General features: G+C 73.0%; 26 protein-coding genes. 15 read left to right on the top strand and 11 right to left on the bottom strand.

Going from position 1 to position 25,516, the window contains the following annotated elements; genetic code table 11:
• Positions 1 to 207: 207 nt before the first annotated feature.
• A complete protein-coding gene (locus tag ACFWI4_RS01320; RefSeq protein WP_387189512.1) occupies positions 208 to 1,530 on the bottom strand; it encodes an MFS transporter in 1,323 nt (440 codons plus the stop codon).
• Between the two features lie 174 nt (positions 1,531 to 1,704).
• Positions 1,705 to 2,751: a hypothetical protein gene (locus ACFWI4_RS01315; protein WP_387189511.1), complete on the bottom strand. Its 1,047-nt coding sequence runs from the start codon at positions 2,749 to 2,751 to the stop codon at positions 1,705 to 1,707.
• 438 nt (positions 2,752 to 3,189) lie between these two features.
• Here ACFWI4_RS01315 and ACFWI4_RS01310 point away from each other — a divergent pair, with 438 nt between their 5' ends.
• Positions 3,190 to 3,627 carry a DUF4442 domain-containing protein gene (locus ACFWI4_RS01310; RefSeq protein WP_385396281.1) on the top strand — a complete coding sequence of 146 codons (438 nt, stop codon included), beginning with the start codon at positions 3,190 to 3,192 and terminating at the stop codon, positions 3,625 to 3,627.
• Positions 3,628 to 4,169: 542 nt separating this feature from the next.
• Complete coding sequence (locus ACFWI4_RS01305; protein WP_385396154.1) at positions 4,170 to 4,505, top strand: hypothetical protein; 336 nt, start codon at positions 4,170 to 4,172, stop codon at positions 4,503 to 4,505.
• Here ACFWI4_RS01305 and ACFWI4_RS01300 read toward each other — a convergent pair.
• Positions 4,483 to 4,911 (bottom strand): PaaI family thioesterase, encoded by a 429-nt coding sequence (locus ACFWI4_RS01300; RefSeq protein ID WP_387189510.1) that lies wholly within the window; start codon positions 4,909 to 4,911, stop codon positions 4,483 to 4,485. The two genes, ACFWI4_RS01305 and ACFWI4_RS01300, sit on opposite strands and share 23 nt — an antisense overlap.
• A 203-nt stretch (positions 4,912 to 5,114) precedes the next feature.
• Between ACFWI4_RS01300 and ACFWI4_RS01295 the strand changes: the two genes are divergently transcribed.
• The 3 genes from ACFWI4_RS01295 (at position 5,115) to ACFWI4_RS01285 (ending at position 8,942) form a co-directional block, all read left to right on the top strand.
• Complete coding sequence (locus ACFWI4_RS01295) at positions 5,115 to 6,992, top strand: LamG-like jellyroll fold domain-containing protein (RefSeq protein ID WP_387189509.1); 1,878 nt, start codon at positions 5,115 to 5,117, stop codon at positions 6,990 to 6,992.
• Between the two features lie 113 nt (positions 6,993 to 7,105).
• On the top strand, positions 7,106 to 8,158 hold the full coding sequence (locus tag ACFWI4_RS01290; protein WP_387189508.1) for an NAD-dependent epimerase/dehydratase family protein: 1,053 nt from the start codon (positions 7,106 to 7,108) through the stop codon (positions 8,156 to 8,158).
• A 133-nt stretch (positions 8,159 to 8,291) separates the two neighbouring features.
• On the top strand, positions 8,292 to 8,942 hold the full coding sequence (locus tag ACFWI4_RS01285; RefSeq protein WP_385396146.1) for a DedA family protein: 651 nt from the start codon (positions 8,292 to 8,294) through the stop codon (positions 8,940 to 8,942).
• Positions 8,943 to 9,059: 117 nt separating this feature from the next.
• Here the strand turns inward: ACFWI4_RS01285 and ACFWI4_RS01280 are convergent, their stop codons facing one another.
• Positions 9,060 to 9,590: a gamma carbonic anhydrase family protein gene (locus ACFWI4_RS01280; protein ID WP_387189505.1), complete on the bottom strand. Its 531-nt coding sequence runs from the start codon at positions 9,588 to 9,590 to the stop codon at positions 9,060 to 9,062.
• 143 nt (positions 9,591 to 9,733) lie between these two features.
• Between ACFWI4_RS01280 and ACFWI4_RS01275 the strand changes: the two genes are divergently transcribed.
• Positions 9,734 to 10,552: an acyltransferase gene (locus ACFWI4_RS01275; RefSeq protein ID WP_387189503.1), complete on the top strand. Its 819-nt coding sequence runs from the start codon at positions 9,734 to 9,736 to the stop codon at positions 10,550 to 10,552.
• Positions 10,553 to 10,577: 25 nt separating this feature from the next.
• On the opposite strand, the gene ACFWI4_RS01270 is transcribed toward ACFWI4_RS01275, so the two are convergent.
• Positions 10,578 to 11,435 carry an EamA family transporter gene (locus ACFWI4_RS01270; protein ID WP_385396140.1) on the bottom strand — a complete coding sequence of 286 codons (858 nt, stop codon included), beginning with the start codon at positions 11,433 to 11,435 and terminating at the stop codon, positions 10,578 to 10,580.
• Between the two features lie 93 nt (positions 11,436 to 11,528).
• Between ACFWI4_RS01270 and ACFWI4_RS01265 the strand changes: the two genes are divergently transcribed.
• Both ACFWI4_RS01265 and ACFWI4_RS01260 read left to right on the top strand, forming a co-directional pair.
• Positions 11,529 to 12,101 (top strand): helix-turn-helix domain-containing protein, encoded by a 573-nt coding sequence (locus ACFWI4_RS01265; protein ID WP_387189501.1) that lies wholly within the window; start codon positions 11,529 to 11,531, stop codon positions 12,099 to 12,101.
• A gap of 113 nt (positions 12,102 to 12,214) precedes the next feature.
• A complete protein-coding gene (locus tag ACFWI4_RS01260) occupies positions 12,215 to 12,775 on the top strand; it encodes a YbaK/EbsC family protein (protein WP_387189499.1) in 561 nt (186 codons plus the stop codon).
• Between the two features lie 47 nt (positions 12,776 to 12,822).
• Here the strand turns inward: ACFWI4_RS01260 and ACFWI4_RS01255 are convergent, their stop codons facing one another.
• Positions 12,823 to 13,791, bottom strand: coding sequence for a cation diffusion facilitator family transporter (locus ACFWI4_RS01255; RefSeq protein WP_387189601.1), 969 nt, complete (start codon positions 13,789 to 13,791; stop codon positions 12,823 to 12,825).
• Positions 13,792 to 14,137: 346 nt separating this feature from the next.
• Here ACFWI4_RS01255 and ACFWI4_RS01250 point away from each other — a divergent pair, with 346 nt between their 5' ends.
• Entirely contained in the window at positions 14,138 to 14,497 is a 360-nt protein-coding gene (locus tag ACFWI4_RS01250) for an ArsR/SmtB family transcription factor (protein ID WP_385396134.1), read from the top strand.
• 27 nt (positions 14,498 to 14,524) lie between these two features.
• On the opposite strand, the gene ppk2 is transcribed toward ACFWI4_RS01250, so the two are convergent.
• The 4 genes from ppk2 to ACFWI4_RS01230 form a co-directional block, all read right to left on the bottom strand.
• Complete coding sequence (gene ppk2 / locus ACFWI4_RS01245; protein ID WP_387189497.1) at positions 14,525 to 15,457, bottom strand: polyphosphate kinase 2; 933 nt, start codon at positions 15,455 to 15,457, stop codon at positions 14,525 to 14,527.
• 171 nt (positions 15,458 to 15,628) lie between these two features.
• Positions 15,629 to 16,069 (bottom strand): GNAT family N-acetyltransferase, encoded by a 441-nt coding sequence (locus ACFWI4_RS01240; protein WP_387189496.1) that lies wholly within the window; start codon positions 16,067 to 16,069, stop codon positions 15,629 to 15,631.
• 68 nt (positions 16,070 to 16,137) lie between these two features.
• Positions 16,138 to 16,545, bottom strand: a complete 408-nt coding sequence (locus ACFWI4_RS01235; protein ID WP_385396128.1) for a CoA-binding protein — start codon at positions 16,543 to 16,545, stop codon at positions 16,138 to 16,140.
• A gap of 22 nt (positions 16,546 to 16,567) precedes the next feature.
• Positions 16,568 to 17,440: an alpha/beta fold hydrolase gene (locus ACFWI4_RS01230; RefSeq protein WP_387189599.1), complete on the bottom strand. Its 873-nt coding sequence runs from the start codon at positions 17,438 to 17,440 to the stop codon at positions 16,568 to 16,570.
• A 275-nt stretch (positions 17,441 to 17,715) separates the two neighbouring features.
• Between ACFWI4_RS01230 and ACFWI4_RS01225 the strand changes: the two genes are divergently transcribed.
• The 5 genes from ACFWI4_RS01225 to ACFWI4_RS01205 all read left to right on the top strand — a co-directional run bounded on the left by ACFWI4_RS01225 (position 17,716) and on the right by ACFWI4_RS01205 (position 24,301).
• On the top strand, positions 17,716 to 18,492 hold the full coding sequence (locus ACFWI4_RS01225; RefSeq protein WP_387189495.1) for a hypothetical protein: 777 nt from the start codon (positions 17,716 to 17,718) through the stop codon (positions 18,490 to 18,492).
• Positions 18,489 to 19,031 (top strand): SixA phosphatase family protein, encoded by a 543-nt coding sequence (locus ACFWI4_RS01220; protein WP_387189494.1) that lies wholly within the window; start codon positions 18,489 to 18,491, stop codon positions 19,029 to 19,031. The genes ACFWI4_RS01225 and ACFWI4_RS01220 overlap by 4 nt, the downstream gene beginning before the upstream one ends.
• Before the next feature lie 318 nt (positions 19,032 to 19,349).
• Entirely contained in the window at positions 19,350 to 19,976 is a 627-nt protein-coding gene (locus ACFWI4_RS01215; protein ID WP_385396122.1) for a YigZ family protein, read from the top strand.
• A 109-nt stretch (positions 19,977 to 20,085) separates the two neighbouring features.
• On the top strand, positions 20,086 to 21,249 hold the full coding sequence (locus tag ACFWI4_RS01210) for an exonuclease SbcCD subunit D (protein WP_387189492.1): 1,164 nt from the start codon (positions 20,086 to 20,088) through the stop codon (positions 21,247 to 21,249).
• Between the two features lie 55 nt (positions 21,250 to 21,304).
• Complete coding sequence (locus tag ACFWI4_RS01205) at positions 21,305 to 24,301, top strand: AAA family ATPase (RefSeq protein WP_387189491.1); 2,997 nt, start codon at positions 21,305 to 21,307, stop codon at positions 24,299 to 24,301.
• 61 nt (positions 24,302 to 24,362) lie between these two features.
• Here the strand turns inward: ACFWI4_RS01205 and ACFWI4_RS01200 are convergent, their stop codons facing one another.
• Positions 24,363 to 24,809 carry an Lrp/AsnC family transcriptional regulator gene (locus ACFWI4_RS01200; protein ID WP_387189490.1) on the bottom strand — a complete coding sequence of 149 codons (447 nt, stop codon included), beginning with the start codon at positions 24,807 to 24,809 and terminating at the stop codon, positions 24,363 to 24,365.
• Between the two features lie 187 nt (positions 24,810 to 24,996).
• Between ACFWI4_RS01200 and ACFWI4_RS01195 the strand changes: the two genes are divergently transcribed.
• Positions 24,997 to 25,515 (top strand): rhodanese-like domain-containing protein, encoded by a 519-nt coding sequence (locus tag ACFWI4_RS01195; RefSeq protein ID WP_387189489.1) that lies wholly within the window; start codon positions 24,997 to 24,999, stop codon positions 25,513 to 25,515.
• Position 25,516 lies beyond the last annotated feature (1 nt).

Here is a 25,516-nt window from a genome sequence, read left to right as displayed (position 1 = left end):
CCATGGGCCGGCCTGGGCAGGGCGCCTCGGACCGGCATCCGCACCGGCACCGCTGTCGGCGGGTGCCTCGTATGTGGCGGCCGATTTCGCCACCGCCACCGCCACCGCCGCCGTACGGCGAACGCCGCGCCGTACGGCGAACGCCGCCACGCGGGCCGGGAGCTCAGGGGGCGGGATCGCCCTCGTACGCCACGGGCCGCTGTTCCGTCACCCGAGCCGCGCGGCGGGGCCTTCCGCGTCCGCCGGCGTGCGCTCCGTACCGGACACCGGCGCGGGCGCGCCCTGTGCCACCGCCCGGGACCGCCGCGTCAGATTCCGTACGTCCGGAACGCACAGCACCGCCGCCGTGACCACGACGACGAGCGTGGCGCAGCCCCACAGCGCCGGCGTCCGGCCGAAGGTCTGCTCCGCGGGACCCGCCAGCGCCGTGGCCAGCGGAACCATCGCGATCGACCCGAACCAGTCGTACGCCGACACCCGGGAGAGCTTGTCCTCGGGTATCTCCTGGTGGAGCGCGGTCATCCACGAGACGCCGAACACCTCGATCGCCAGACCGCTGACGAACATCACCGCGTACAGCGGACCCACCGACAGGGGGACCGCGAGCGCCGCGGCGGGTGCCGCGAGCGGGAAGACGCACAGGGTGCCCGCGAACAGCAGACGGCGGGGCTTCCAGCGGGTCATGAGCAGCGCGCCGCCCACGGTCCCCGCGCCGAACGCGCCGAGCGCCAGGCCCCAGGGACCCGGCCCGCCGAGACTGTCCCGGGCGACCAGCGGACCATAGACCGCGTCCGCGGCCCCGACCACCGCGACGACCACGGAGAACTGCGCGACGATCGTCCACAGCCAGGGCCGTGAGACGAATTCGTGCCAGCCGTCGCGCAGATCGGCGAGCAGGCCGCCGCCGGGCTCACGCGGCGGGATGTGGCTGACGTCGAGGAAGGAGCGCAGCGCGCCGGCGACCGCGAAGGCCACCGCGTCCACGGCCAGCACCCAGCCGGGGCCGATCACGGCCACGAGAGCGCCGCCCAGGGCCGCGCCGCCGAGACCGGCGCCCTGCATCGCCATCCGGAACATCGCGAACGCGCGGCTCGCCTGCTCACCGCGGACCGAGGACATCAGCATGCCCTCGGCGGCCGGGTTGAAGAAGGCCTGCCCGGTGCCGCCGAGCGCGGACAGCAGCATCATCTGCCACAGCCGTGCCTCGCCGGAGAGGACCAGGGCGGCGAACGCGGCCTGCGACACACAGTTGAGGGCGTTGGCGGCGACCATCACCCGATGGCGCGGCAGCCGGTCCGCGACCGCTCCGCCGATCAGCAGGAACAGCACCAGCGGCAGGGTGCGCGCCGCGGCCACCAGGCCGACGTCGCCTCCGTCGCCGCCCGCGCCGAGCACCGCGAACGCCGAGGCGATCAGCGCGCCCTGGCTGCCCAGGTTGGTGACGACCGCGGCGGCGGTCAGCAGGGTGTAGTTCCGGCCCGCCCACGAGGGGCGGCGGGAGGGGCGGGCGAGGTCGGCGGCTGAGGTCACCGGGAGACTATCGCCGCCCGGTGCCCGACTTGCCAAACCCGAGGTGAAACACCCTTTCCCGCACCCGGCCCGCCCGGCGCCGGCGGCGGCTCCGGTGACCCCGTCCGCCGCACGCCGTCGTGCTCAGGAGCCCGCCGTGCTCAGCAGTCCGTCGTGCTCTGGGATCCGTCGTGCTCAGGAGTCCGTCGGGTCGCCGTGGAGCCGTACGGTGCTGAGGATCTTCTTCACGGTCGCGTCGGGTATCTCCTCCGAGACGCCCTTGGCGGCGTAGAGCGTCCAGGACACGAAGTCGCCCGCCGAGTTCTTGAAGGCGAAGGTGGTCGCCTTGCCGTCGGAGTCGCACTTGTTCTTCTTGACGACGCCCTTGGAGTACGTCGTCGCGACGCTGCCCTCGACACCGGAGGCGGTGGTGTACGCCTGGGGCTTGCCGATCGTCAGCAGCTTCTTCGAAGCGGCCTTCTGGTCGGTGTAGCCGCCGAAGACCCACCACGCGGAATCATTGCGCGCCACGTCCTGGGTGTTCTTGGCGCCGCTCTGGCCCTTGGTGCCCGCGGCGGCGAGCGCCGAGTCCTCGGTGCGGCCGTCCTTGTTCGCGTCGGACGTGCACCACTTCTCCTTGAGGAACGCGGGCGCGGACATGCCGATGAGCGCGGAGCCGTCGCCCTTCTTGTCGTCCTCGAATCCGATGAAGGTGCCGGAAGGGCTGACGCTCCAGTCCGGCGGCACGTCGAAGGCGGTGCCCCACTTCGGGTTCACCACGACCTTCCAGCCGGCGATCGTCGCCTTCTCGCCGTCGCCGCCGCGCGGGTCGGCGTCGCTCGGGCTCGCGCTCGCGGGCGTGGAGGCCGGCGCCTTGGGGGACTTGGACGAGTCGCCGCCCGCCTTGTCGTCGTTCTTGTTGTTGCCGCCCAGGACGAGGAATCCGGTGACCCCGGCGGCGATCACGACGGCCGAGGCCGCGACGATCGCGGTGATCTTCGTCTTGTTGCCGCCGCCACCGCCGTTGCCGCCCGGCACCTGGGGCGTGCCGAGGGGATCCGACGGCGCTCCCCACTGCGGCTGCCCCGGCTGCGGTCCGTACGGGCCCGGCTGCTGCGGATACCCCGGCTGCTGGTATCCGGGCTGCTGGTACGGATTCGGCTGCTGGTACCCCGGCTGCTGGTACGGGTTCTGGTCCTGCGGGTTCTGCTCGCCCCCGGGCGGCTGCTGTCCTGGCCACATGGCTGGTAACGATAGAGGGGCCTGTGACCCGAGTGCCACGGCGGTACCCGAAACGACGGCGTCATCGGGCCACTTGTCCCATTGATCCCGCCCGGTGTCCGCCCGGCTCCGGCTGGGGCGGCGACTGACGCCACGTCAGATTTTCTTTCCCGGCAGGCAGATGCGGTCGGACGGCCTGGCGTGTGGTCCGTACGGGCCGCCCCGCTGCCGCCGCTTCGGCCGGACCGCCGCCGCTGCACCGGCCGGGCCGGCACCGCCGCGCCGGCCGTGCCGCCGTCGTCGCCTCGGCGGCCGGGGAGGTTCCGCCGGTGTCCGGGGAGGCTCGCCGATGTCCGGGCCTGGTGATCTCTTCCGGTGCCTCCCGGTAAGGGTGCCGGAGGACAGGTCTGGCCAAGAATTCCTACTCATGGGTAACATCGCGGTATGAGCGCAGACCAGATGACGATCGGCGAGATGCTCGCCGCCACCGTGCCGATGGCGCGGACCCTGAACCTCGAGTTCGTGGAGACCACTCCGGAGAAGGCCGTCGTGGCGCTCCCGGACCAGGGCGACTTCCACAACCACGTCGGCGGACCGCACGCCGGGGCCATGTTCACGCTGGGGGAGTCGGCGAGCGGGGCGATCGTGCTCGCCGCCTTCGGGGACCAGCTCTCCCGCGCCGTGCCGCTCGCGGTCAGCGCCGAGATCGCGTACAAGAAGCTCGCGATGGGCCCGGTCACGGCCACCGCCACGCTCGGGCGTCCCGCCGCCGAGGTCGTCGCCGAACTGGACGCCGGTCAGCGTCCCGAGTTCCCCGTCGCCATCGCCATCCAGCGGGCCGACGGCGCGGTGACCGGCGAGATGACGGTTATCTGGACACTCCGCCCGAACGGCTGACGTCCCGGCCCGCGACACCCCGGCTCCCTCGGAACGCCGACGGGTGCCGGGGGCGGGCGGCCGGGGCTCGCGCCGGGCCTGGAGGCGGGTCGAGGCTCGTGGCGCCCCTCCGGTCGGCGCCACCGGCATTGTCAGTGGCCGCCGATACGCTGATCCCAACAAGCGTTCAACGACTACCAGTCGGGGATGCTGCTGACGCCCCACCCGACGTGGAACCCCGGGTGGGGCGTGCTGCTGTCGGAACGCGCCCCCGGTTCCCACCCGTCGATCCCCCGATCGAGCAGCGCCGCGGGCCTGCGGGTGCTTCCCTGGGAGTGTGCCGCGTGTTCCTCGCCACCGCCCTCCGCCAAGCCCCGCGACCACTCCCCGCTCCGAGCGTGTCCCCGGCGGGGCCGCCACGTTGATGCATGGGTGACGACACGAGCTCGCCCCGGGCCGGCGGGCCGCCTACGGGCACCCCGCCGGCCGGCCGTGCCCACCCCGGAGCACCCGGCCCGGCAGCCCGCCGGGAACCCCGGTCGCCCGCCGGGGAAGGGGGCGCCGTGAGCGGCACTCTCCTCGACCTCGCCCGTGACTGTGAGGGCGAGGCGGCCGGTCTGCCCGTCTGGCGGCGCGACCGGCGCGCGCTCCTGGGCTCGGCGAGACTGTTCCGGCGGATGGTCGGCAACCGCGAGGCCGCCGACCCCGGCCGGATCACCATCACCTGGACGACCCTCATCGACATCCCCCAGCGCTGGTGCCGACGGCACGGCTACGAGGCCGTCCCCGGGCCCGACGGCTACGTCATCCGGCGCGGGGACGAGACGCCGGTCACCGCCGGGCCGGGAGACACGCTCCTCTGGGACGGGGAGCGGATCACCGTGGAGGGGAGGCCGTGACCTCCGCGCCGGGCACCCGGATGCTCACCGTCTGGGTGACCCGGGTGCACAGCCGCCGCCGGCCGTCCTCGATGTCGCACTCCACGACCGCCGTGTCACGCCCCACCCGGAGCACCCGGGCCTTCGCGAACGCGGTTCCCTCCCGCAGGGGCCGCAGGAAGTGCGTGGTGGAGGTGGTGGTGGCCGGGACGGCACCCGCGGGACCGTTCAGCGCCGCGCACACAGCCGAGGCGACATCGGCCAGGCCCATGAGCGCGCCCCCGTGCAGTCCCCCTCCCACGGTCGACAGCGCGGGCACGTAGTCGAGTTCGGCGTCCACGCCCTCCGCGGACAGGGCGGTGAAGCGCACGCCGAGGGTCCGGGCGTAGGGGGCCATCGCGTAGATGTCGTCGGCGGTGACGGTCACATCGGGCTCCTTGTGGGAGAGGAGGGGCTTGCGAGTCGATGATCCTTTCTATCAACTCCCTTGAGGAACAGGGGTGTTACGCCGACGCCGAGTGCGGTGATCGTGCGGCGAACACCATGCCTCGTTCAGCTCGCTGCCACTGTCCTGTCATGCCCGGTCACCACCGTGCCTCCTGACCCCAATTACGCTCACCTGGAGGGCACATGGGCACGGCAGGACAGCAGAACGGGCCGGACAGACGGGCGTTGCTGCGCGCCGCGGTCGCGGTTCCGGCGGCCGGCGCGGCGACCGCGGCCTTCGAGACCGCTCCGGCGCGTGCCGCGACCACGGGCCGTGGAAGCCGGTTCGACACCGAGAGCCCGCGCTTCGCGCTGGCCGTACTCCCCGACACGCAGTACCTGTTCGACGCCGACAGCGCCGACCCGGCGCCGCTGCGCGAGACCTTCCGTTACCTCGTGGCGGAGCGTGCCGAGGCGAACATCGCCTTCATGACCCACCTCGGTGACGTCACCGAGCACGGAACGCAGGACGAGATCGCCCGCGCCGCCGACACCTTCCGCACCCTCCACGGCAAGGTCCCGTACAGCGTCCTGGCCGGCAACCACGACATCCCGTCGTCCACGGACGACCAGCGGGGCGACACGGCCTACCTGGCCGCCTTCGGCCCCGAGCGCTACGCCTCCATGCCCACCTTCCGCGGCGCCTCGCCCGACGGCTACAACAGCTGCCACGTGCTGCGCGCCGGCGGCAGGGAATGGCTGGTGCTCGCCCTGGACTGGCGGGTCTCGGACAAGGGCCTGCGCTGGGCCCAGAGCGTCCTGGACGCCCACCCCACCCTTCCCGCCGTGCTGACCACGCACGACATCGCGTGGTCGGACGACGACGGCACGGCCCGGCTCTCGGACAACGGCGAACGCCTGTGGGACGGCCTCGTCCGGGGCAACGACCAGATCTTCCTCGCGCTCGGCGGCCACTACTGGCCGCCCGGGCGCACCGTCCTGGCCAACGACCACGACAACGATGTCCACATCCACATCACCAACTACCAGGACCGCTACTACGGCGGCGCCGGAATGATCCGCACCTACTCCTTCGACCTGGCCCGGGGCGTCATCGACGTCGAGACGTTCGCGCCGTGGTTCCTCGCCCGCGACCCGGGGAAGCGCACACCGCTGGAGGCCGAGACGATCGAACTGACCGGCCCCGTCGACCGGTTCGGTCTGCGGATCGACTTCGACGAGCGCTTCGCGGGCTTCGCGCCCGTCGTACCGCCGAAGCCGCGCCCCGCATCCGCCGTGATGCCGCGCGGCACCGTGGCCTACTGGCGCTTCGACGGCTCCGGCACGACGCCGGGTGCCCCGGTCACGGACGGCACGGTCGTACGGGACCTCACCGGCCACGGGAACGACCTCACCGTGAGCCGCCTCCACGGCAGCGGCCCGGACACCCTGACCCGGTCCGCGGACCACCACCCGGGCCAGCCCGCCCACGCCAGCCTCCACTTCGACGGCGGCAAGGACCCGGACCGCGGCGCCGTCCTGACGACGACCGCCCAGGCGCCGCTCAACGCGGCCAAGTTCACCCGGGGCTACACCATCGAGACGTTCATCCGGCTGCCCGACCCCTTCGAGGGCGACCACGCCTGGATGGGCATCCTGAGCTGGGAGGGCCGCAACGGCGACGCGGGCAAGACGACCGGCTGGTCCCCGCTGGAACCCACGTGCAGCCTCAATCTGTCCCCCGAACGCTTCCTCCAGTTCGTCGTCTACCCGGAGCGGCAGGACGCCGACCCGACATCGTGGAGCCACGCCCTGCCCGTGGGCCGCTGGACCCATGTCGCCGTCGTCAACGACGGCCTGCGCACCGTGCTGTACGTGGACGGCTCGAAGATCGCCCGCAACCCCACGCAGCCGTCCACGGGGATCGCGACGCTCGGCAAGCCCTTCGTCATCGGCGCCACCCAGTTCGACGAGAGCTTCGGGCAGGGCTTCTACGGCTGGATCGGCGACACCCGCATCGTCGACCACGCCCTGCCCGAGCGGGACTTCCTCACGCCGTTCGGCCGCCCCGCGGGGACGTGAGCACCTGTTCCCTTCCGGGCGTCCATGCCCGACCCTGGCCTACGAGCGATGCGCGTACCGCCCGCGGGACAGGGCCGGGCGACGCGCCGGGAGCGGGACCGAGGAGTACGAGCGTGGGCATACGCGGCGGGCGGGACACCGTCCTGGTGACCGGTGGCAGCGGGTTCGTCGGGAGCCATCTGGTGCGAAGGCTGCTGGAGCGGGGCTACCGCGTCCACACCACCGTACGAAGCACCGCGGACACCGCGAAGGTGGCACCGCTCCAGGAGATGCGGGAGGCCTTTCCCGGCAGGCTCGACCTGTTCGAGGCCGATCTGCTGGCCGAGGGGTCCTTCGACGCGGCCATGCGCGGCTGCGCGGTGGTCTTCCACGTGGCGTCGCCGTTCCTGATGCCGGAGAAGATCAAGGACGGCCGCCGGGACATGGTCGACCCGGCGCTGCTCGGCACCCGCAACGTACTGGCCGGGGTGGAACGGACACCGACGGTCGGGAAGGTCGTCCTCACCTCCACCGTCGGCGCGATCTTCGGCGACTACATCGACGTCCGGGACATGGACGGCGGGATCCTGTCGGAGAAGTACTTCAACACCACCAGCACGGTCGAGAACAATCCGTACCACTACGCGAAGACGCTCGCCGAGCGCGAGGCGTGGGCGGCGGAGGCGGCCCAGGACCGCTGGCGTCTGGTGGCGGTCAACCCCGGGCTGATCCTCGGCCCCTCCCTCACCCCCGCGTCGCGGTCCGGCAGCCTCTTCCTGCTCGACGAACTGTTCAAGGGCTACTTCTTCTACGGCGCACCCGATTTCAGCTTCACCACGGCGGACGTCCGCGAGGTCGCGGACGCCCACATCGCGGCGGCGGAGCACGACGGAGCCAAGGGCCGCTACATCGTCGCGGCCGAGACCATGACGTCCTTCCACGCCATGGCACGCGTCATCCGCGGCCGGTACCCCCGAGCGCTCCGGCTGCCCCGCACCGCGCTCCCGCACTGGCCGGTCCGCGTCCTCGGCCCGGCGTTCGGACTCACCCAGGACTACATCCGCAAACACCTCGGCATCCGGTTCCCCGTGGACAACGGCAGGAGCGTGCGGGAACTCGGGATCACCTACCGGCCGATCGAGGAGACCCTGCTCGACCACTACGAGAGCTGGCTGCGGCGGGCGTGACGGGTCCCACGTCCCGGCCGCCGTTCACACCGACCAGGTAGGCTTCCGGCGGGCGCTCCGGGGAAGCGCACCTCGGTGATCTCGCGAAACGCGGTGGGCCGGGTCACGTACACCGAAACGGGAGGAACCGGCGTTGCACGTCCAGGACTGGCTCGAGACGGTGCCCGCGGTCAGTATCTACGCGCTCGTGGCGCTGGTCATCGGCCTGGAGAGCCTGGGCATCCCCCTGCCCGGAGAGATCGTCCTGGTCTCGGCGGCGCTGCTCTCCTCGCAGCACGGCGGCATCAACCCCGTCGTCCTCGGCGCCTGCGCCAGTGTCGGAGCGATCGTCGGCGACTCCATCGGCTACGCCATCGGCCGCAAGGGCGGACGCCCGCTGCTGGCCTGGCTCGGCGCGAAGTTCCCCAGACACTTCGGCGAGGCGCATGTCGCCACGGCCGAGCGTTCCTTCCAGAAGTGGGGCATGTGGGCCGTCTTCTTCGGCCGTTTCATCGCCCTGCTGCGGATCTTCGCGGGCCCGCTCGCCGGTGTGCTGCGGATGCCGTACTGGAAGTTCCTGATCGCCAACGTCCTCGGCGGCATCATCTGGGCCGGCGGCACCACCGCGGTCATCTACTACGTCGGTGTCGTAGCCGAGTCCTGGCTGAAGCGCTTCTCGTGGCTCGGCCTGGTCGCCGCGGTGCTCGTCGGGCTCGCCTCGATGCTGATCGTCCGCCGCAAGGCCAGGAAGACGGCGGCGGAACACGGCACGGCGGAGCCGGAGCCCGTCCCCGCCGCGGAGTAGAGCGACCCCGCGCAGGGTCCGCCGGGTCGGCCGGCGGCTCGTGGCGGCCTCCGCGGCGCGTGCCGCCCGGTCACGTCCGGGCGCGGCACGCATACCGTCGGGGGAGCGGCGCGAGGCCTACTCGTGGATCTCGCGGTGTGCCTTCGCCAGCTCCACGTAGAAGACCCCGTTCAGCGAGAGACCCTCGCGCTCCTCGTCGGTCAGCGGGCGCTTGACCTTCGCGGGGACACCGGCGACGAGCGAGCCGGGCGGTACCCGCATCCCCTGCGGCACCAGCGCCTGCGCGGCCACCAGCGAGCCCGCTCCGATCACGGCCCCGTTGAGCACGGTGGCCCCCATGCCGATCAGGCAGTCGTCCTCCACGGTGGCACCGTGCACCACCGCGTTGTGGCCGATCGACACCCGCTCCCCGACGGTGATCGGGAAACCGGGGTCCACATGCAGCGAGCAGTTGTCCTGCACATTGCTGCCGGCGCCGATGACGATCGGGCCGCAGTCGGCGCGCAGCACCGCGCCGTACCAGAGGCTCGCGCCCGCCTCCAGCGTGACGTCCCCGATGACCACGGAGGTGGGGGAGACGAACGCCTCCGGGTCCACCCGCGGATCCTTGCCGCCGATCCCCTTGATCAGCGCCTGCTGACTCGTCACCGTGTCACCGTCTCGTCGTCTCGTGGTCCGGTACCGCTGAGTACACCGGCACCGTATGTCATCGCCCGCGCGTACCTCCGGTGGGGCGAAGATCACAGCCGTGGGGCCGCGTCCGCGTGCCCCGCCCTGAGTACCGTGAACGCGTGTCCAGGAGCAAGAACACGTTCTCATCATGGCGGCGACGCCTCGCGCAGCGCGCCGTCCACGCGGGCTGGGCCTGGATGCGGCGCGCCGGTACGGTCTCGGCCGAGCGGCCGGGCCGCTTCCGTTTCGGTGCCATCGGCGAGAACACCAAGCTGGCCTTCCCGCTGGGCACGGTCTTCGGCGAACCCTGGATCCACCTCGGCTCGTACTGCATCGTCGCCGAACAGGTCACGCTGACCGCCGGTCTCATGCCCGACCTGGACCTCGGTCCCGACCCGATCCTGCGCATCGGGGACGGCGTGGTGCTCGGCCGCGGCAGCCATGTCATCGCCGACACGACGGTCACGATCGGCAACGACTGCTACTTCGGGCCTTATGTGTACGTGACCTCCACGAACCACTCGTACGACGATCCGCACGAGCCCATCGGCAAGCAGTGGCCGCGGATGGAGCCCGTGGAGATCGGACCCGGCTGCTGGATCGGGACCAACGCGGTCATCCTCCCCGGCGCCTGGATCGGCCGGAACGTCGTGGTCGCGGCGGGTGCGGTCGTACGGGGGCGGGTGCCGGACCACTCCGTGGTGGCCGGGGCCCCCGCGAAGGTCGTACGGCGCTGGGACCCGGTCGCCGGATGGCAGCCGCCACTCCGTACGCCGCCGCCGGTACCGATCCCCGACGGGGTGACCCCCCAGCAGCTCCAGGCGCTCGCCGAACTGGACGAGGAGACCGTCGCGCGGCTCGCGGAGCTGGACCTCGACGCGCGGGACGCGGCCGGGGACGTGCACGCGGCCTCGGGGGACGTCCGCACCGAGTCCTGACCCCGGGAGGAGCGGGTCCGGGCGCTCAGCCGGTCGCCAGGAGCACCGTGCCGACCAGCGCCAGGGCCGCCCCGGTGGCCTGCACGGCCCGCAGTCGTTCCCTGAGGACCCCGCGCGCGGCCAGGGCCGTGACCACCGGATAGAGCGAGGCGAGAACGGCGGCGACGGTGACCGGGCCGTGCTGCGCGGCCACCGAGTAGGTGCCGTTGGCGGCGACGTCGGCGAGGCCCACGAAGGCGAGCGCCGGCAGGGAGGCCCACGGGAACCCGCCCTCCGGCAGGGCCCGCGCGCCGCGCCGGACGGAGAACGCCAGGGCCGCGCCGCCGGTGACGACATTGGTCAGACGCTGCACGAACAGCGCCAGGAAGAGCCCCGTCACCGACGAGGACGCCTCCGCGATCAGCGCGAACACCGTGCCGAAACCGGCGGCCGCGATCAGGGTCAGCAGGATCGCCTGCCGCTGCACCGGCGCGCCCCGCAGCTGGGGCCCGCCCGCGAGGGCGACACCCGCCACGGCGACCGCGATGCCCGCGATCTGCACCAGGCCCGGGCGTTCGCCGAGGAACAGCCCGACACCGATGGGAACCGCCACGGCCAGCGAGCCGAGCGGCGAGACCACGCCCATCGGGCCGAGCGCGAGCGCCTTGTAGAAGGAGAGCAGCGCGACCGGGCCCACCAGACCGGCCGCGACCGCGAACCAGAGCTGCGGTCCGGCCGCGCTCCAGCCCCCGGTGGCCACCACGATCGCGCCGAGGACCACCGCGGCGATCGACTGGGAGACCACGACCACCGTGAGGGCGGGGGTGCGCCGGGTCAGCAGGCCTCCGCCGAAGTCGGCCAGGCCCCACAGGAGGCTGGTGGCCAGGGCGAAGAATGCTGTCACGGGGGGCCTCGCAGTACAGTTCGGTGAACGATCAGGTGCACCTCACGATAGTTCAGCTGATTGAACGCTGTCATTCAAAATATTGGACGGAATGTGTCGGATCTCGACCTGCTGACTCAATCCCTGGCGCGCAACATGAAGCGCTGGCGCGCCGAGCGCGGCTTCACCCTGGAGGCGCTCGCCGCCCGCGCCGGAGTCAGCCGCGGCATGCTCATCCAGATCGAGCAGGCCAGGACCAATCCGAGCCTGGGAACCGTCGTCAAGATCGGTGACGCGCTCGGCGTCAGCATCACCACGCTGCTCGACTACGAGCAGGGGCCCAAGGTCCGGATCGTCCCCGCCGACCAGGCCGTGCGGCTGTGGCACACCGATGCGGGCAGCTACAACCGGCTGCTGGCGGGGACCGAGGCCCCCGGACCGCTGGAGATGTGGGACTGGCGGCTCATGCCCGGCGAGGGAAGCCCGTCGGACCCGCACCCCGCGGGCACCGTCGAACTCGTGCACGTCATCTCGGGCGACCTGACCCTCACCGTCGACGGGGTCGAGCACCTCGTCCCCGAGGGCGCGAGCGCGTCGTTCGAGGCCGACACCCCCCACACGTACGGCAACCAGGGCGAGGTTCCGGTCGAGATGGTCATGGCCGTGTCGGTACCGCTCGTGCACTGAGCCCCGGCGGCGCTTCGTCCCGTACCTGAGGGTCCCGTACCTGAAGGGCCCGGGCCCGACGGAGGGACGGGTGCTCGCTCCGGGCGCGCTTCCCGGACTGTTAGCGTGCCGTCATGCGCGCACCCATCGGACACTTCGAGCACGTCTTCCCGGCCCCCGACCGTCTGGACGAACTCGTCGGCCCCGTCGCCGACGCGGTGCGCGGGTGGCGCGGCGGCACGCCCGCCGAGCAGATCGTCTACGTCGACACCGACCCCGAGTGGGCCGACACCGCCGTCTTCGTCGAGCACTACGGCAAGGAACTGCTCGACACGTCCGCCAACTGCGTGGTCGTCGCGGGCAGGCGCGGCAGCGAGACGACGCTGGCCGCGTGCCTCGTGCTGTCCACCACCCGTGTCGACGTCAACGGTGTCGTACGACGGCAACTGGGCGCCCGCAAGGCCTCGTTCGCCCCGATGGACCTCGCGACGGGCGAGAGCGGCATGGAGTACGGGGGCATCACGCCCGTCGGACTCCCCGAAGACTGGCCGGTGTTGATCGACCCCGCCGTGGTCGCGCTGCCCTACGTGCTGGTGGGCAGCGGACGCAGGCGCGGCAAACTCCTGGTGCCGGGCAAGGCGTTCGCGGAGCTGCCGAACGCGGTGGTGGTGGAGGGCCTGGGCATCGCCGTCTGACGGCGGTCCGCCCAGGGTGTGCCGTCCGCCCACGGTGTGCCGTCCGGTCACGCGGCGGTGTGATGGGCCAGGGCCCGGTGGGGATCCGCCTCGCCGGGCGCCGGCGCCGGATCGGCGTGGACCAGGGCGGCCGTCAGCTTGGGGACGGCGTGCAGCAGGGCGTGTTCGGCGGCCACGGCGATGTCGTGGGCGTGGCGCACGGTCGCCTCGCCGTCGACCACGACCGCCACTTCGGCACGCAGCCTGTGCCCGATCCAGCGCAGGCGCAGTTCCCCCACGTCACGCACCCCGGGGACCTGCCGCAACGCCCGCTCGGCCCGGTCCACCAACTCCGGCTCCACGGCGTCCATCACGCGCCGGAAGACCTCCCTGGCGGCGTCGCGCAGCACCAGCAGGATCGCGGCCGTGATCGCCAACCCCACCAACGGGTCCGCGAGTTGCCATCCGAGGGCCGCGCCGCTCGCGCCCACCAGCACGGCGAGCGAGGCGAATCCGTCGGTACGGGCGTGGAGTCCGTCCGCGACCAGTGCGGCGGAGCCGATCTCGCGCCCGACGCGGATGCGGTACCGGGCGACCCACTCGTTGCCGGCGAAGCCGAGCAGGGCGGCGGCCGCCACCACCGGAAGGTGCCGTACGGGCTGCGGATCGAGCAGCCGGCCGACCGCCGCCCAGGCCGCGAAGGCGGCGGAGGCCGCGATCGTCAGCACGATCGCGATGCCCGCCAGGTCCTCCGCCCTGCCGTAGCCGTAGGTGAAGCGCCGCGTCGCCGCCCGGCGGCCCAGCGTGAAGGCGACCGCGAGCGGGAGGGCGGTCAGCGCGTCGGCCGCGTTGTGCACGGTGTCGCCGAGCAGCGCGACCGACCCCGACAGCGAGACGACGGCCGCCTGGGCCAGAGCCGTCGAGCCGAGGACGGCCAGGGAGATCCAGAGCACCCGCATGCCCCGCGCCGAGGCCTCCAACGCGGAGTCGACCTTGTCGGCCGCTTCGTGGGAGTGCGGGGAGAGGAGATGGCGCAGCCGGCCCCCGCGGCCGTGCGGATGACCGTGACCGGCCCGGTTTTCGGGTCCGTGGCCGCCGCCGTGAGCATGCCCGTCGGTCGCCGGATGCGTGTGGCTGTGGCTGTGCGGCAGCCCGTCGGTGCCTTCTCCGCCGAGGCTCCGGCCGCGGCTGTGACCGTGCTCCAGGCTGCCGCTGCCGCTGCGCCTCTCCAGGCCGGTGCCGTGGTCGTGTCGGTGTTCGTCGTGTTCGTCGTGGTGGTGGTCGTCCCCGTGGTGATGCCCGTGGTCGTGCCGGTCCCTCACGTGCGTCCCCTTCCGTGCGCGGGAGTGGACGCGGCGGCGTCCACGGGACCATTATGTGCGTATGAGCGCACGCATGCACCTATCACCTGCGCACGATGCGCACCCGCGCACCCCCGGCGAGGAACAGTTCGCGCTCGCCGCCGAACTTCTCGCCCTTCTCGGCGACCGCACCCGTCTGACGCTGCTGCACGCCCTGACCGGCGGCGAGGCGGACGTCACGACGCTGACCGAGACGTGCGGAGCCGCCCGTCCGGCCGTCAGCCAGCATCTGGCCCGGCTCCGGCTCGCCGGACTCGTGAACACGAGGAAGGAAGGGCGCCGGGTGATCTACTCGCTCGGGGACGGCCATCTGCGCCGGGTGGTCGACGAGGCGCTGAGCCTCGCCGACCACAGGCTCACCGACCGCCCGGCGCACGACTGAACCCGGCGCACGACTGAACGGTGACGGTCAGCGGGTGAGCGTGCCGTCGCCCATGACCGCGCGGTCCTGCGCGGGCGTGACGTGGTCCTCGCCCTCGCCCTCCTCCAGCAGGTTCGCCGCCGCGCCCACGATGCTCGGGTCGGGACTGCCGACGACCTCCTGGTCCTTGTCCGCGTACGCGAAGCGGGCCAGGACGCTGCGCATGGCCTCGACGCGGGCCCGCTTCTTGTCGTTGCTCTTCACCACGGTCCAGGGCGCCTGCGCGGTGTCCGTCTCGCGGAACATGGCGACCTTGGCCGCCGTGTAGTCGTCCCAGAGGTCCAGCGAGGCCAGGTCCATGGGGCTCAGCTTCCACTGCCTCACCGGGTCGACCTGACGGATCGTGAAGCGAGTGCGCTGCTCACTCTGGGAGACCGAGAACCAGAACTTGACCAGGTCCACGCCGTCGTCGACGAGCATCCGCTCGAAGGCGGGCGCCTGACGCATGAAGCGGCGGTACTCGTCGTCGGTGCAGAAGCCCATCACCCGCTCCACGCCCGCCCGGTTGTACCAGGACCGGTCGAACATCACGATCTCGCCCGCGGTCGGCAGATGCTCCACGTACCGCTGGAAGTACCACTGCCCGCGCTCCCGCTCGGTGGGCTTCTCCAGCGCCACCACCCGGGCGCCGCGCGGGTTGAGGTGCTCGGTGAACCGCTTGATCGTGCCGCCCTTGCCCGCCGCGTCGCGCCCCTCGAAGACGACGACGAGCCGCCGGCCGGTCTCCTTGATCCAGCTCTGGAGCTTCAGCAGCTCGATCTGCTGGAGCCGCTTGTGCCACTCGTACTCCTTGCGCTCCATGCGCATCTCGTACGGGTAGTTCTCGCGCCAGGTGTCCACCGTGCTGCCGTCCGGCCGGATCAGCACGGGGTCGTCGTGGTCGGTGTAGTCCACCCGCATCCCAGCCAGCAGTTCCGTCATCCGGCCCTCCTCTGCCCGTGCCCCGATTGTCCGCCGATCCGTTCGTTCGCGCCGTTCCGGTGATCACCGTTGTGGAGGGGCGTGATGGTGCCCGTCCCCGATGGAAGCAAGCGGAGGCGTACGGCGGAAGAACCGGAGGCGAAGCCGGCGCGAGGCGGAGCCGAGGGATGCTCAGTCCAGTCTCAGGTCGACCCATTCCGCGGTCTCCCCGGGGAGCACATAGCGTTCGGTCTCGGTGAAGCCGTGGCGGCGGGCGAAACGCAGGCCGTCCTCGTTGGCCGCGAGGACGACGGTCTCGATCACCCGGGCGCCCGCGGCGCGGGCCTGTTCCAGTCCGCGCGCGTACAGCTCCTCGCCGAAGCCCCGGCCGCGGTGCTCGGCCAGCACGCGCGCGATCACGGTCGCCGTCGCGTCGCCGCCGGTGGGCGGACGCACGGTCGTACAGCCCACGAGGACGTCGTCGAGGTACGCGACTTCCAGGCGGTAGCGCCGGACGCGCTCGCGCACCTCGTCCAGCGACATCGCGGCGGGCGGGACGATCACGTTGTGGACATGCCGCCAGTCCGCGAGGCGGGCCTCGTCGTCCGGCGCTTCTATACGAAGGATGGACACCGGAGCAGAAAACCGGTGCCCGGCCGCCGGCGTCAACAGGATTGGCCCACCCCGAGGCGGGCCGGGTCTCAGCCCAGTCGCGGGATCTCGATCGCCGGGCAGCGGTCCATCACCATGTCGAGTCCGGCGGCGCGCGTCCGCTCGTACGCCGCTTCGTCGATCACGCCGAGCTGGAACCAGACGGCCTTGGCGCCGATCGCCACCGCCTCGTCCGCGACGGCGCCCGCGAGGTCGCTGTTGACGAACACGTCGACGACGTCGACCTCGAAGGGGATGTCGGCGAGCGAGGCGTACCCCTTCTCCCCGTGGACGGTCTCGGCCTTCGGGTGCACGGGCACGATCCGTTTGCCGTAGCGCTGGAGGACGTCGGCCACGCCGTGGGCCGCGCGCCGCTCGTTCGAGGAGAGCCCGACGATCGCCCAGGTGTCACCCTGCTCGGTCAGCATCCTGCGGATCGTCTCTGCGTCGCCGTACACGCTCGGCCTCCTGGGGAATCGGTCAGTCGCTTCCATCCGTCTCAACGGTGCGCGGAGCGTGATGATTCCTCGAACCGTGCGCCCGCAGATGGCCGAGCAGCAGACGGTTCAGCGTCTCGGGCGCCTCCTCCGGGATCCAGTGGCTGAGGTCCGGGAGGATCTCGAACCGGTACGGCCCCTCGACCCAGCGGCCGGTGTCCTTCGCGGGAGCCGGCCCGAACGCGGTGTCCCCCGTGCTCCACACGTACAGCGTCGGCACCTCGATGGGGCGGATCGTGCCGTCGGGACGCCCGGACCGGTACCAGTTCAGTGCCGCGGTGAGGGCGCCGGGCCGGGACAGGTGCCGGACGTAGGCGTCGGCACTGTCCCGCGGGACCTTCCCCGCGAAGAGCGTGCGCAGCAGCCCGGCGTCGTCGGCGAGCATGCGGTCCTCGGTGGCGGGCGTCTCGCGCCAGTCGATCATGTACCGGGAGCGCGCTCGTTGGTCCTCGTCGGTGCGCAGCGCCTCCGCGAGAGCGCCGGGGTGCGGGGTCGACACGACGGTCAGGGTGCGTACGCGGCCGGGATGGGCCGAGGCGGTCCACCAGGCCACCGCCCCGCCCCAGTCGTGACCGACGAGGTCGAACGCCGGCCAGCCCAGCTCCTCCGTGATCGCGAGGACGTCCTCGACGAGCAGGCCGATGCGATAGTCCTCCGGCCGTTCGGGTCGTACGCCGGGAGAGTAGCCGCGCTGGTCGGGCGCCACGACGCGGTAGCCCTCCGCGGCGAGCGCCGCGATCTGCCGCCGCCACGCCAGGCCCGTCTGGGGGAAGCCGTGCAGCAGCAGCACCGGGCGGCCGTCCGCCGGACCCGCCGCGACGGCGTCGAACACACCGGCGGCGGTGGAGATGGTCATCCCGGTCACGGTTCACTCCCTCATACCGACTGGTCGGTAAGCCTTCCGTCGAAGGAACCGGATTGTCAAGGACTCCCGAGCCGGCTCGGACCCACGGCCGCCCGACCCGGCCGCGACGAACGGACGTCACCGCGCGCACTGTTCGGGCCTCGTGAGACCCGTCCGCCGGCCCGGGGCCCGGGTCCGGCACCGGGCGCGCGTCCCCCGCGCGGGCGCGTGTCCGGAACGGCCCCCACCTCCCCACGCCCGCGCCGACGGCCGCCTAGGCTCACCCCGTGCTCCGTATCCTCGACGCCCGCACGGGCGAACCCGTCGACGCCGCCCTCGCCCGCCGAGGCCTGGTCCGCGTCCATGCGCATCCGCCGGGTTCCGACCTCACGGGTCTGCGCGTGCTCCTCGTCGCCGACGTCCTGGTCCGTGCCCTGGAGATCGGCGGCAACCCCGCCTGGACGACACTGACTTCGGCGCCGGACCCGGCGGAAGCCGCGGACCGGACGGATCAGGGCGGGCGGGACGCGTCCTGGGGCGAGGCGGGTCTCCGGGCGCGCGCCGCCGAACTCGGGATCCGGCCGTTCGAGGATCACCCGGACACCGAACCGGGTCCGGCGGCGACCCGGACGGTCGACGTCGTCGCCCAGGGGGCCGCCACGACGGACGGGCCGCGCGTCGAGGTGGCGCCGGTCGGCACCGGAGACGGTCCCGCACCCGCCGCCGGGGACCCCACGGCGCTGCGGCTGGCGCTGCTCGCACGGCCGCGTGACCTGCCGCTGAGCCTCGACGCCGAGGTCCTCGCGGAGGCGGAGGCGACGCTCGGGCACTGGCGGTCCGCCGTCGCGGGCTGGGCGACCCGGCCCTCCAAGCCGGTCCCCGAGGACGTACGCCTGCGGCTGCGCGCGGCCTGGGAGGACGACCTGGACGTGCCCGCCGTGCTCGACGTACTGCGGTCGGTGGAGACCTCCGGGATCGCGGAGGGCGCCCGGTTCGAGACGTACGCCTACGCCGACCGGCTGCTCGGCCTCGAACTCACCCGCGAGATCGGAGCGTCCCTGTGAACGCGCGCGCGGCCACCGGCCCCCGCCGAAGACTGGTCGTCCTGCGGCACGCCAAGTCCGCCTGGCCGGACGGGGTGCCCGACCACGAGCGGCCGCTCGCGACGCGCGGCCGCCGCGACGCCCCCGCGGTCGGGCGCGCCCTGGCGGAGGCCGACCTGCTGCCGGACCTGGCCCTGTGCTCGACCGCCGTACGGGCCCGGGAGACCTGGGAGCTGGCGGCACGGGAGTGGGGCACCCCGCCGTCCGTACGGCTGGACGGCCGGCTGTACGGGGCGGACGTACCGGAGTTGCTGGAAGCCGTGCGCGAAGTCCCGGAGCACGTACGGACCTTGCTGCTCGTCGGACACAACCCGGGGCTGGAGAAGCTGATCCTCGAACTGGCCGGGGACGGTTTCGACGACGCGCTGGGCCAGGTCCGGACGAAGTTCCCGACCTCGGCCGTCGCGGTCCTGGTCTGGCACGGCGGCGACTGGAACGAACTCGGGCCCGGCGACGCGCTGTTGACGGACGTCGTCGTGCCGCGGGGCAAGAAGGAGTAACTCCGCCGCCCCGGCGCTCCCCATATCCCCGTGTCCCTATGTCCCACGCGCCCATGTCCCACGCGCCCACGCGTCCCCATGCCCCCGCCTGACGCCTGACGCGTCCGAGACTCGGACCCCGGATCCGCTCCCGGCCCGAGCAGGGCTCACTCCCGCCCCGAGCAGGGCTCGCTCCTGACACGGATCCGCTCCCGACCTGGAGCGGGCCCGCTCCAGCCCCCGCCGGGCGCGAAGCCCGAGCACCGCCCCGCGCAGGGCCGGCAGCGTCGCCGTCCGGCCCTGGCGGCCGGGCCCGCCTACAACGCATACGCTGGCACGATGCAGGACGAGTACCGCACAGTGGCCCGCACGGGCGTGCACGAGACCGAGGTCAACCGCTCCCGTTTCCTGTGCGCCCTCGCCCCGGCCGCCACCGAGCGCGAGGCCCAGGACTTCGTCGCGGCCGTCAGGAAGGAACACGGCGACGCCACGCACAACTGCTTCGCCTACGTGATCGGAGCCGACGGAGCCGTACAGAAGGCGAGCGACGACGGCGAACCGGGCGGCACCGCGGGCGTCCCCATGCTCCAGATGCTGCTCCGCCGCGACATGCGGTACGTCGTCGCCGTCGTCACCCGCTACTACGGCGGGGTCAAGCTGGGCGCCGGCGGGCTGATCAGGGCGTACGGCGGCTCGGTGGGCGAGGCGCTGGACGCGATCGGCACGATCACCCGCCGCCGGTTCCGGCTGGCCACCGTGACCGTCGACCACCAGCGGGCGGGCAAGGTGCAGAACGACCTCCGCGCGACCGGCCGCGAGGTGCGTGATGTGCGTTACGGCGAGGCCGTCACCATCGAGATCGGGCTGCCGGACGCCGATGTGGAGTCCTTCCGGGCCTGGTTGGCCGACGTGACCGCGGGCACCGCCGGCTTCGAGCTCGGCGGAGAGGCCTACGGGGATGCCTGACAATTCGGTCTATTCGTTATGAATCGCCTCGGGACGGTTGCGGTCGGGGTGGGCCGATACGGGAGTAACCGCCCGTGATGTCAGACCCGGCCGATACCCTTCGGGGACCATGAGGCTCCTGCACACTTCCGACTGGCACCTGGGCCGGGCGTTCCACCGCGTGAACATGCTCGAAGCCCAGTCCCGTTTCATCGCCCATCTCGTCACGACCGCGCGCGAGCGCGAGGTGGACGCCGTGGTCGTGTCGGGAGACGTGTACGACCGCGCCGTACCGCCCCTGGCCGCGGTGGAGCTCTTCGACGACGCCCTGCACCGGCTCGCCGACCTCGGTGTGCCCACGGTCATGATCTCCGGGAACCACGACTCGGCGCGGCGGCTCGGCGTCGGCGCCGGGCTCATCGGGCGCGCGGGCGTCCACCTGCGGACCGACCCCGGCGGCTGCGGCACCCCCGTCGTGCTGGCCGACGCCCACGGCGACGTCGCCTTCTACGGCCTGCCCTACCTCGAACCCGCCCTCGTGAAGGACGAGTTCGGCGTCGAGAAGGCCGGCCACGAGAGCGTGCTGGCCGCCGCCATGGACCGGGTCCGCGCCGACCTCGCCGGCCGCGCGCCCGGCACCCGCTCCGTCGTCCTCGCCCACGCCTTCGTCACCGGCGGCGAGGCCAGCGACAGCGAGCGGGACATCACCGTCGGCGGCGTCGCCTCCGTGCCCGCCGGGGTCTTCGACGGCGTCGACTACACCGCGCTCGGCCATCTGCACGGCAGCCAGACCATCACCGAGCGCGTGCGCTACTCGGGATCCCCGCTGCCGTACTCCTTCTCCGAGGCCGACCACCGCAAGACCATGTGGCTCGTGGACCTCGGCCCCGACGGCTCCCTGGCCGCGGAGCGGATCGACTGCCCGGTGCCCCGCCCGCTCGCCCGCCTCCGGGGCCGTCTGGAGGACCTGCTCGCCGACCCGGCCCTGGAACGCCACACCGACGCCTGGGTTGAGGCGACCCTCACCGACCCGGTGCGGCCCGCGGACCCCATGGCCCGGCTCGCCGAGCGCTTCCCGCACACGCTCAGCCTCGTCTTCGACCCCGAACGTTCCCCGCAGGCCCCGGACGTCTCGTACGCCCGCCGGATCGCGGGCCGCGGCGAGGAGCAGATCGCCGAGGACTTCGTGGCCCATGTGCGCGGTATCGGCCCCGACGCCAGGGAACAGGCCGTCCTCCGGGACGCGTTCGACGCCGTCCGCGCCGACGAGACCGCACGGGAGACCGCCAGGTGACCGCACGTCCGCCGCACACCCAGGGGGCCGACCGCCCGGAGACCGAGGGAACCCGATGAGGCTGCACCGCCTGGACATCACCGCCTTCGGCCCGTTCGGCGCGACCCAGCACGTCGACTTCGACGAGCTGTCCTCCGCCGGTCTCTTCCTGCTGCACGGACCGACCGGCGCGGGCAAGACCTCCGTCCTCGACGCCGTCTGCTACGCGCTGTACGGAGCCGTCCCCGGCGCCCGGCAGAGCGCTCAGGGCCTCGGCCTGCGCAGTGACCACGCGGCACCCGACGCCCGCACCGAGATCCGCCTCGAACTCAGCGTCGCCGGACGCCGGCTGGAGGTCACCCGGCAGCCGCCCTGGGAACGCCCCAAGCTGCGCGGCAAGGGCATGACCACCGAGAAGGCCCAGAGCTGGCTGCGCGAGTACGACGCCACGGCCGGCACCTGGAAGGACCTCAGCCGCTCCCACCAGGAGATCGGCGAGGAGATCACCCAGCTCCTCGGCATGAGCCGCGAGCAGTTCTGCCAGGTCGTCCTGCTGCCCCAGGGCGACTTCGCGCGCTTCCTGCGGGCCGACGCCGAGGCCCGCGGCAAACTCCTCGGCCGCCTCTTCGACACCCACCGCTTCGCCGAGGTCGAGAAGCGTCTCGCCGACCGCCGGCGCGCCGCCGAGGCCGAAGTGCGGGCCGCCGACACCGCGTTGCTCGCCGACGCGCACCGGATGCACCAGGCAGCAGGGTCCACGGTCGAGGAACCGCTGCCCGGCCTCGCGCCCGGCGATCCGGGCCTCGCCGAGTCCGTGCTCGGCTGGGCCGCGCTGGCCCGCAGCACGGCCCGCGAGACGCTGGCCGTCGCCCACTGCGCCCGCGGGACCGCCGAGTCCGCGCAGGCCGCCGCCGACCGCGCGCTCGACGACATCCGCGAAGTGGACCGGCTCCAGCGCCGGTTCACCGAGGCGCAGGAACGGGCCGCACGCCTGGAACAGCGGGCCGACGCCCATCAGCAGGCCCGCACCCGCATGGAACGGGCACGCAAGGCCGAGGCCGTGGCCCCGGCACTCGACCTGCGCGACGCGGCCGAGGCCGAGCACCGGCGCGCGACCGCCGAGGAGACCCGCGCACGTGCCGCCCTGCCGGAGACGTTCGCCGGTGCCGGAGCGCCCGGTCTCGCGACCGCCGCGCGCAAGGCAGCCGAGGAACTCGGAGGCCTGGAGTCGGCACGCCGAGCCGAGCGGCGCCTCGGCGAACTCGCCTCGGAGCGCGCCTCCCTGGACCGCGAGGAACGCGCCGACGACGACGTCCTCCAGGAGGCCGAGGGCTGGCTGGCCGACTGGGAGGAGACCCGTGCCGGAGCCGAGGCACGGATCGACACCGCGCAGCAGGCCGCCGCACGCGCGGAACAGCTCGCCGTCCAGCGCGAACCCGCCTCCCGGCGCCTCGCCGCGGCCCGGCTGCGCGACGAACTGGCCCAGGACACCGAGCAGGCCCACGCCCGGAGCCTGGCCGCGCGCGAAAAGGCGACGCGGGCGCACGCCCACTGGCTCGAACTCAAGGAACAGCGCCTGCTGGGCATCGCCGCCGAACTCGCCGCCGGTCTGGTCGACGGCGAGTCCTGCGCCGTGTGCGGGGCCACCGAACACCCCGCGCCCGCACGGAAGATCGCCGGTCATGTCGACCGCGAGACGGAGGAGCGGGCCCTCGCCGCCCACCGCGAGGCCGACGAGGAGCGCGCCGAGGCCGAACGCCGGCTCGGCGTCGTACGCGAGGCGCTGGCCGCCACGACCGCCGAGGCGGGCGACACCCCGACCCGGCAACTCCAGGAACAGGCCGATGAGTTGGACCGGCAGCACACCGAGGCCCGTACGGCCGCCTCCGGCCTGCACGCCGCCCGCGAGGCCCGCGAGCGCGCCGAACGGGAACACGAGCGACGGCTGGCCGACCGGCAGGAGGCCGGTCGCCGGGTCGCCGCGCGGGCCTCGCACCGGGACTCCCTCGACCGCGAGAAGGCTTCCCTGGAAGCGGAGTTGGAGCAGGCGCGGGGCGCCGCCCGGAGCGTGTCCGAGCGGGCGACGCAACTGGAGCGGCAGGTCGCCCTGCTCACCGAGGCCGCGGACGGCGTCCGGGCCGCGGAGGACATCGCGCGCCGCCTCAAGGACGCCGACGCGCGTCTGGCCGACGCGGCCTTCCGCGCCGGATTCGAGACCCCGGCGGCCGCGGCCGCCGCCATGCTCGACGACGCCGCACACCGGGATCTCCAACGGCAGCTCGACGCCTGGCAGTTGGAGGAGTCCGCGGTCCGCGCGGTGCTCGCCGAGGCCGACACGGCGGCCGCCGCGCGGCGCCCTCCCGTCGACCTGGAGTCCGCCGAGCGGGCCGCCGGGTCCGCCGCCCGGCGGCTGCGGGAGACCGCGTCCGCGCGGGACGCGGCGGCCCGGCGCTGCACCGAACTGGACGCGCTCTCCGCCCAGGCCACCGAAGGGGCGCGGCGGCTCGCCCCGCTCCGGGACGAGCACGAGCGGGTGGCCCGCCTCGCCGGACTGGCGGCCGGAACGTCGGCGGACAACGAACGCAGGATGCGCCTGGAGGCGTACGTCCTCGCCGCCCGGCTGGAACAGGTCGCCGCCGCCGCGACCGCCCGCCTCCAGAAGATGTCCTCGGGGCGCTACACCCTCGTCCACTCAGACGACCGGGCGGGCCGCGGACGCAGCGGGCTCGGACTGCACGTCGTGGACGCCTGGACCGGACGGGAACGCGACACCGCGACCCTCTCCGGCGGGGAGACCTTCTTCGCCTCCCTCGCCCTGGCCCTCGGTCTCGCGGACGTGGTCACCGACGAGGCGGGCGGGGTCCGCCTGGACACGCTCTTCATCGACGAGGGCTTCGGAAGCCTCGACGACCAGACCCTCGACGAGGTGCTCGACGTCCTCGACTCGCTGCGCGAACGCGACCGCAGCGTGGGCATCGTCAGCCACGTCGGCGATCTGCGCCGCCGGATCCACGCGCAGCTGGAGGTCGTCAAGGGGCGTACGGGGTCGGTGGTACGGCAGCGCGGCGCGTGATCGTCCCCGGGTGCGGTCCGCCGCACCCGGCGTCCGCGCTCTCCACCGTGTCCGCCGCGCTTCAGCGGCCCAGCGGGCGGCTCGGCAGCGGCGAGGAGTAGACGACGCTCGTGGTCACCGAGCCGAGCGTGCCGATCTTGCCCGAGACCGTCTCCAGATGGGACATCGACCGCGCCGCGACCTTGATGACGAAGCAGTCGTCACCCGTGACGTGGTGCGCCTCCAGGATCTCGGGCGTGACCTCGACGAGGTCGTGGAACGGCTTGTAGTTGCCGTTCGGATACCGGAGCCGGACGAACGCGAGGATCGGCAGTCCGAGGCTCTCGGGGTCGACGACGGCCGCGTACCCCCGTATGACGCCCGCCTCCTCCATGCGGCGAACCCGCTCGGTGACCGCGCTCGCGGACATGGAGACGGCCCGTGCCAGCTCGGCGAAGCTGGACCGGCCCTCACGCTGGAGGACGTCGAGGATGCGCCAGTCGGTGGCGTCAGGGGAATACGCGGTCATCCGGGATGCATACCAGGGAAATCCCCGGCCGATCAACCGTGGCGCCGTGGAACGCCACTTCAGCACACGGGCCGGCACCCGTAGATTTCTTGCCGGGACGGTCCGGCGGGCGAGGTGCGAAGGAAGCACCGGGATGGCGAGGGCGGCATCCGTCCGGCGGGACCACACAGCAAGGAAAGGCCAGGCCATGACGGCGACTGCCGAGAACATCACGAACAGCACGGTGACCGGTTCCACGACGCCGGCGAACCCCGTCCTGAGGGTGCCGCCGGCCTCACCCGCCGCGGCCGCCGCCTACTTCGGCGCGAGCCTGGCGTTCCACGCCGACGTGTCCGACGTGGCCGCCGCCCTCGCGGCCGGCGGCGATCCCGGGTTCGTCGTCCTCGACTCCCGTTCCACCGCGTCCTGGGACCAGGGCCACATCCCCGGCGCGGTCCACCTGCCCACCGCCCTCATCGCCGAGCAGGCCGAGCGGCTTCTGGACAAGTCCGTGCCGGTGGTCACCTATTGCTGGGGACCCGGATGCAACGGCGCCACCCGCGCGGCCCTCGCCCTGGCCGAACTCGGCTTCCAGGTCAAGGAGATGCTCGGCGGATTCGAGTACTGGGCGCGCGAGGGCTTCGCGTTCGAGACCTGGCAGGGGAGCGAGAACCGTGCCGCGGACCCGCTGACGGCGCCCGTGGACGCCGACGACTGCGGCTGCTGAC

Source organism: Streptomyces sp. NPDC127038 (assembly GCF_042725875.1).
Classification (GTDB): Bacteria; Actinomycetota; Actinomycetes; order Streptomycetales; family Streptomycetaceae; genus Streptomyces.
Note: the sequence above shows the minus strand (reverse complement) of the source record. Positions and strands in the feature narration are given on the sequence as shown.

Coding starts and splice junctions, on each gene's coding strand:
- ACFWI4_RS01315 (WP_387189511.1), bottom strand. CDS start 2,751: ATGTGGCCAGGACAGCAGCCGCCCGGGGGCGAGCAGAACCCGCAGGAC.
- ACFWI4_RS01310 (WP_385396281.1), top strand. CDS start 3,190: ATGACGATCGGCGAGATGCTCGCCGCCACCGTGCCGATGGCGCGGACC.
- ACFWI4_RS01295 (WP_387189509.1), top strand. CDS start 5,115: ATGGGCACGGCAGGACAGCAGAACGGGCCGGACAGACGGGCGTTGCTG.
- ACFWI4_RS01260 (WP_387189499.1), top strand. CDS start 12,215: ATGCGCGCACCCATCGGACACTTCGAGCACGTCTTCCCGGCCCCCGAC.
- ACFWI4_RS01250 (WP_385396134.1), top strand. CDS start 14,138: ATGAGCGCACGCATGCACCTATCACCTGCGCACGATGCGCACCCGCGC.
- ppk2 (WP_387189497.1), bottom strand. CDS start 15,457: ATGACGGAACTGCTGGCTGGGATGCGGGTGGACTACACCGACCACGAC.
- ACFWI4_RS01230 (WP_387189599.1), bottom strand. CDS start 17,440: ATGACCATCTCCACCGCCGCCGGTGTGTTCGACGCCGTCGCGGCGGGT.
- ACFWI4_RS01215 (WP_385396122.1), top strand. CDS start 19,350: ATGCAGGACGAGTACCGCACAGTGGCCCGCACGGGCGTGCACGAGACC.
- ACFWI4_RS01210 (WP_387189492.1), top strand. CDS start 20,086: ATGAGGCTCCTGCACACTTCCGACTGGCACCTGGGCCGGGCGTTCCAC.
- ACFWI4_RS01205 (WP_387189491.1), top strand. CDS start 21,305: ATGAGGCTGCACCGCCTGGACATCACCGCCTTCGGCCCGTTCGGCGCG.
- ACFWI4_RS01200 (WP_387189490.1), bottom strand. CDS start 24,809: ATGACCGCGTATTCCCCTGACGCCACCGACTGGCGCATCCTCGACGTC.
- ACFWI4_RS01195 (WP_387189489.1), top strand. CDS start 24,997: ATGACGGCGACTGCCGAGAACATCACGAACAGCACGGTGACCGGTTCC.